Here is a 5,255-nt window from a genome sequence, read left to right as displayed (position 1 = left end):
TTCCCTATGCAGTATGTCTGTTACCAACATACTCAGTTGATCTACATATATTCATTGCTCTAAGCAAATCCCTATGTGTACGAAACCCACATTCACACACATAGCTTCTATCATTTGCGTGATGTACACTTCCACAAATTGGACACTTCTGGCTTGTATAAGCAGGATCCACATATTCAACTGATATCCCTACACGTTTTGCTTTGTATTCTATAAACTGCATCAGTCTATAGAATGACCAATTATGTAGACTATGATTGTTTTTACGACTTGTTCTTGTCGTAGAGCTAATATTTGAAAATCGCTCTAATTTTATGACTCTGACATTGTGTTCTTTAGCAGTTTTCACAATATCATGACTTATTTTATGATCTATATCTTTCATTATGCGTTGTTCCTTATTATTGATACGCTTTACTGCACTAATCTTTTTTGCAATTTCTTTCTAAGATATTCATATCTCCTACGCATGTATTTATTTTTACGTCCATTCCCATAAAACTTTACACTACCATCTGTACAATGGCTTACTGCTGGACATTTGATTCCCAAATCTACTCCCTTAACATTACCTTCTGTTTTCATTTCCACCTCCTCCACTTCATACACCAACTGTGCCATAATACAATCTTGTTTTTTTATAATACGCATGATACCAAGTTTTGCACAGGATAGATGTTCTTTTTGACGCTCAGTCATTTTAGTATTAACCGATATCCTCTTTGTTTTTCCTTGTATTCTTACTGGAAATTCTATCCTATTACCTTTTATCTTGAAGTTTTGACTGTTTATATAACAACAAGGTCTTTTTACAACTGGCACTGTTGGTTCACTTTTTCTAATATTCGATTTTCTCTTTTCCAGTTCCTTATTTATTCTTTCTACATCGCGACATTTTTTTCGATAATTCTTTACAATCGATTTCGCATCTCTAAATACATTGATTAGTTAATGCAGATGGCAAGTTCGCATTAACGTTAGCTGTCGTGATTTTGGCAATTGATGTGCCGTCTATATCCATAGCAACAAGACTATTGACTGTAGCTATATATTCTTTCATTGTACAAGCCACAAGCTTTTTCTTATAATTACTCAAGTATAACTTCACTGTTTCCACCAATTGCACAAAATCACCTCCTAAACATTTTTCTGATTCTCAATATACTGCTTAATCACAGAAAGTGGTGCACCACCTACTGTTGATACAAAATAACTATTGGTCCAAAGCGTGGGTATTCTTGATTTTAGCCATGCAAATTCTTGCCTTAACATCCTAGAGGAATACCCCTTTATTCTTTTTACTACCTTATGTATTCCAAATTGTGGATCTACTTCAATTAGCAAATGTACATGATCTGGCATTATCTCCATTTCTATGATTTCGACACTAAGTTTAGTGCATGTTTCTATAATCAACTCCTTTAACCTAACTTCAACTCCATATTTCAATACGGAACGTCGATATTTCGGACAAAACACCACGTGATATTTGCATGAATAAACCACATTATTGTTAGATTTATTCGCTTATTATATATCACTAATTTATATAATGCAAGTATATGTATAATTTTTTTAATGCCGCTTTATATCCCTATAACTGAAGTTAGGGCCTTTACGGCGTTTTTGGTAAGAAGAAAAAAATTGAAATAGTGGATTAATTATTATAGAATAAAAAAGAGAAAAATACTTGACAGAGATTTTTTGCTAAAAAAATAATAAAGGATGATATTAATGAAATTTGAAAAAATAGATCTAAACAACTGGGATAGGAAAGAATATTATGAATGGTTTACAACAAAAAATTGTTGTAAGATAAGCATGACTATGAATGTCGATGTTACTAATTTAGTTAAACTAATTAAAAAAAACAATCTGAGACATTATCCTGTTTTTATATATGTTGTTTCTAGAATAGTAAATAAAAACAGCGAATTTAGAATGAATTTTGATGAGGATGGTATTTTGGGAATTTACGATGCAATCTACCCACGTTATCCAATTTTTCATGAAAGTGATAAGAAAATTTCGTTATTGTGGACAGAGTATACGGATGATTTTAGAGCATTTTATGACAGAGTTATTTATGATATTAGTACCTATGGTGAAAAGCGTAGTGTTACGGCTAAAGGTGAGTTCCCTGGTAATTGTTACGATATAAGTTCGCTTCCTTGGAGTAGTTTTACGAGTTTTACAGGTCAGGCTATAAATGATAGCTTATGGTTATCACCACAGGTAATGCTTGGACGTTTTTTTGAAGATAATAATAAACTTTTAATGCCAGTTGCATTATCTGTACATCATGCTGTTTGTGATGGATATCATGTAAGTAGATTTTTTAGTGATTTACAAGATTTGATTGTAGATTTTAATTTATAATTCGAAAGTTACAGATTAATAGCTTTAGGATGCACATGATCTGTTGACATATTAAAAATTAATTTGTATAATTGCAATAGTTAACAGTGTTTTTTTAAGGAGGGTAATAAAAATGAATATAATAAACACTAAAAATGCACCATTAGCAATAGGGCCTTATTCTCAGGCAACAGAGATTAATGGTTTTATATTTGTGTCTGGTCAACTCCCTATTAATCCATTAACAGGGGAACTTGTGGAGAGTGATATAAAGGCTATGACAAGGCAATCCATGAATAATATTAAAGCTATTCTTGAATCTTGTGGAAGTTCTATGGATAAGATCTTAAAAACAACAGTTCTCGTTAAAGATCTTAGCAAATTTCCTGAAATTAATGAAGCATATGGTGAATTTTTTAAGAATGATGTGCCAGCTAGAGCTTGTTTTGAAGTGTCTAGTCTTCCTAAGGGTGCTATGGTTGAAATAGAAGCGATTGCACATAAATAGTAAATTGCAAATTAGGATAAAAAGACTAGAAATTTGCCAGAAAAATGGATATGTTAAAGTTCCCAAAATGGGTAAGAGTATTTTAAAAATTGTAGAGAAACAAGAGAGGAAATAAAATGGGTTCTAATAAAGAGTATCTGGATTTTGTTTTGGAACAGTTGTCAGAGCTAGATGAAATAACATATAGGTATATGATGGGAGAGTATATTATTTATTATAGAGACAAGATAGTGGGTGGTATATACGATGATCGATTTCTTGTGAAACCGACTGAAGTTGGATTAGCTATGATGCCACATGCAAATATGGAGATTCCATATAAAGGTGGAAAAGAGATGATTATGGTAGACAATATAGATAGTAAGGATTTTTTAAAAGAGCTTATAGAAAAAATGTACCAAGAGTTACCTTTTTCAAAGAAAAGAAAGTAGAAGTGGCTCTTGTAGAAGTTTTTTAGTTGTAGAGGATTTTTGTTTCTAAAAGTTGGTGTAAGTATGCTTCATTATAAATACGAATAGGCTAAAGCTGTGTAGACACAGTGTACGATGTTTAATTAATGGCTTTTTGCTTCTTCAAATATATGTGTTTGATTTAAACATATATTTGGGGAGTTTTTTTATTTGTAAATTAACTATATTTTTACTTTTTTTACTAATTATATTTTAGGTTATAAAGATATTGTGAGTCAATATAACAGTATTTTTCAATAAAAAAATACAATTTAATCCAAAAATGCTTGACAAACAACATAATATATGTTAAATTTTAGGAGAAGAAGGAAAAAAACACACTAAAAAGAAAAAAATGGAATAAAGAGGTGAGAAGAAGAAGTAATAAAAAGTAATATTAGATATTATGTCTAATAGAGAAAATGTAAGAAGAGGTGATATAGAGAAGGGAAAAGCAAGAGGGTGTTCTATAGGATAAAAATAGGACACAAAACAGAAGAAAAAATATTAATAATTAAGTAGGGGTGTTGTTAAAGTATGTTTAAGAAGATAATTAAAATTGCATTTTTGTTTTTTGTTATTGTTACATTTTTAGGGATGAAACAGCCATCATATGCAATTAAAGGTAAGCCTAATTCCACGAAAGTTACGTATGATAAAAATGGTAATAAAAAGCAAGAAAGACAATATGATAAAGATGGGCGTGCACAAAGAGATGTGGATTATGTCCCTAATGAAGAGCCACATGAACATGATTGGGATTGGAGCGGAGAGAATGAAAAAGCTCCGAAGAGAGGAGAGAGAAAACCTGTAGAGAATGTTTCTAAAAAGGTTAAAAAAGCTGCTATTTTAGGAACAACACTGTATTTTATAATTTCGGAAGGTAGTAGAATAGTAATTCCTATCAGAAATCTTGTGCCAATAGTATAGAAAAGAGGTTGATCTATTTGGAAAATTTAGTAAAAGGTTATAATTTGTTGAAATCAGAGTTACATGATTATACTATACAAGATATTGCAATTAATAGTATAAATGTTGAAATTATAGCTAAATCAGAAAATGGTAGACGTGTAAAATTATCTTTTGAGGATGTACAAAAAATTAATATAAAAGGTGATTTGCATGGTGAGGTTAGTATTATATTATATTTAGATATACACGAAATAGGTGATACTATGCTTGAAATGAATATTGTATCCTCAGTTGGTGTTAATATTGATATATTATCAAAAAAATTGAAGGTTACCCGATTGCCGTAAAGTTTATCTAAATATTGGCGAGAATAGCCTCACCTCTATAGGTGAAGGGATGAATCGCCAAAAAAGTTAGTATTGACAATTTTGGAATAATGCATATAAAAGTGCAAGTAGTAGATTGTTTGAATATGAAAAACAAGTATCAAATAAAGATACAGTGAGTTTTTTGGGATTAGATTTTTCTATGAAAGGATTATATAAAGATAGCAATGGACAAGAAGCAGAGTATCCAAGATATTATAGAAGAAAAGAGGCAAGATAAAAAAAAGAACACAGAAAATTGTCACTAATGAAAAAAGGTTCGAAGAATAGAGATAAGCAAAGAAAAAAATGGCGAGAATATACGAGAAAGTGGCAAATTGCCGAAAGGATTTTTTGCATAAATTGTCGAGGAAGTTAACAAATGCGTATGATTGTATATGTATAGAGGACTTAAACATGAAGGCGATGTCACAAGCTTTGAACTTTGGTAAGTCAGTATGTGACAATGGATGGGGGATGTTTACTACATTTCTAAAATACAAGTTGGAAGAGATGGGCAAAAAATTGGTGAAGGTAGATAGATTTTTTGCAAGCTCTCAAATTTGTTCAGAATGTGGATGCAAAAATAATGAAGTGCGAAATTTTGGAATTAGATCTTGGATTTGTCCAGATTGTGGTAAGTATCATGATAGAGATACTAAT

Annotated in this window: 9 protein-coding genes and 1 pseudogene; 6 read left to right on the top strand and 4 right to left on the bottom strand. The window is 31.0% G+C overall.

Annotated elements, in window-relative coordinates:
* Positions 1 to 4: 4 nt before the first annotated feature.
* The 4 genes from J6Y29_02815 to tnpA form a co-directional block, all read right to left on the bottom strand.
* Positions 5 to 385 carry a transposase gene (locus tag J6Y29_02815; protein MBP5426811.1) on the bottom strand — a complete coding sequence of 127 codons (381 nt, stop codon included), beginning with the start codon at positions 383 to 385 and terminating at the stop codon, positions 5 to 7.
* A 29-nt stretch (positions 386 to 414) separates the two neighbouring features.
* A complete protein-coding gene (locus J6Y29_02810; protein MBP5426810.1) occupies positions 415 to 822 on the bottom strand; it encodes a hypothetical protein in 408 nt (135 codons plus the stop codon).
* Between the two features lie 109 nt (positions 823 to 931).
* On the bottom strand, positions 932 to 1,126 hold the full coding sequence (locus J6Y29_02805) for a hypothetical protein (protein MBP5426809.1): 195 nt from the start codon (positions 1,124 to 1,126) through the stop codon (positions 932 to 934).
* Positions 1,127 to 1,137: 11 nt separating this feature from the next.
* Positions 1,138 to 1,506, bottom strand: coding sequence for an IS200/IS605 family transposase (gene tnpA, locus J6Y29_02800; GenBank protein ID MBP5426808.1), 369 nt, complete (start codon positions 1,504 to 1,506; stop codon positions 1,138 to 1,140).
* A gap of 219 nt (positions 1,507 to 1,725) precedes the next feature.
* Here tnpA and J6Y29_02795 point away from each other — a divergent pair, with 219 nt between their 5' ends.
* The 6 genes and pseudogenes from J6Y29_02795 (at position 1,726) to J6Y29_02770 (ending at position 5,255) form a co-directional block, all read left to right on the top strand.
* On the top strand, positions 1,726 to 2,379 hold the full coding sequence (locus tag J6Y29_02795; GenBank protein ID MBP5426807.1) for a type A chloramphenicol O-acetyltransferase: 654 nt from the start codon (positions 1,726 to 1,728) through the stop codon (positions 2,377 to 2,379).
* 112 nt (positions 2,380 to 2,491) lie between these two features.
* A complete protein-coding gene (locus tag J6Y29_02790) occupies positions 2,492 to 2,866 on the top strand; it encodes a RidA family protein (protein ID MBP5426806.1) in 375 nt (124 codons plus the stop codon).
* A gap of 116 nt (positions 2,867 to 2,982) precedes the next feature.
* Positions 2,983 to 3,297: a TfoX/Sxy family protein gene (locus J6Y29_02785; GenBank protein MBP5426805.1), complete on the top strand. Its 315-nt coding sequence runs from the start codon at positions 2,983 to 2,985 to the stop codon at positions 3,295 to 3,297.
* A gap of 555 nt (positions 3,298 to 3,852) precedes the next feature.
* Positions 3,853 to 4,245 carry a hypothetical protein gene (locus tag J6Y29_02780; protein MBP5426804.1) on the top strand — a complete coding sequence of 131 codons (393 nt, stop codon included), beginning with the start codon at positions 3,853 to 3,855 and terminating at the stop codon, positions 4,243 to 4,245.
* A 17-nt stretch (positions 4,246 to 4,262) separates the two neighbouring features.
* Positions 4,263 to 4,574, top strand: coding sequence for a hypothetical protein (locus tag J6Y29_02775; GenBank protein ID MBP5426803.1), 312 nt, complete (start codon positions 4,263 to 4,265; stop codon positions 4,572 to 4,574).
* Positions 4,575 to 4,680: 106 nt separating this feature from the next.
* Positions 4,681 to 5,255: pseudogene (locus tag J6Y29_02770) on the top strand (transposase).

This window comes from Clostridiales bacterium (assembly GCA_017961515.1).
Lineage (GTDB): Bacteria > Bacillota > Clostridia > Acetivibrionales > RGIG10202 > RGIG10202.
The sequence above is the reverse complement of the archived record's forward strand: the minus strand, read 5'-3'. Positions and strand labels throughout refer to the sequence as shown.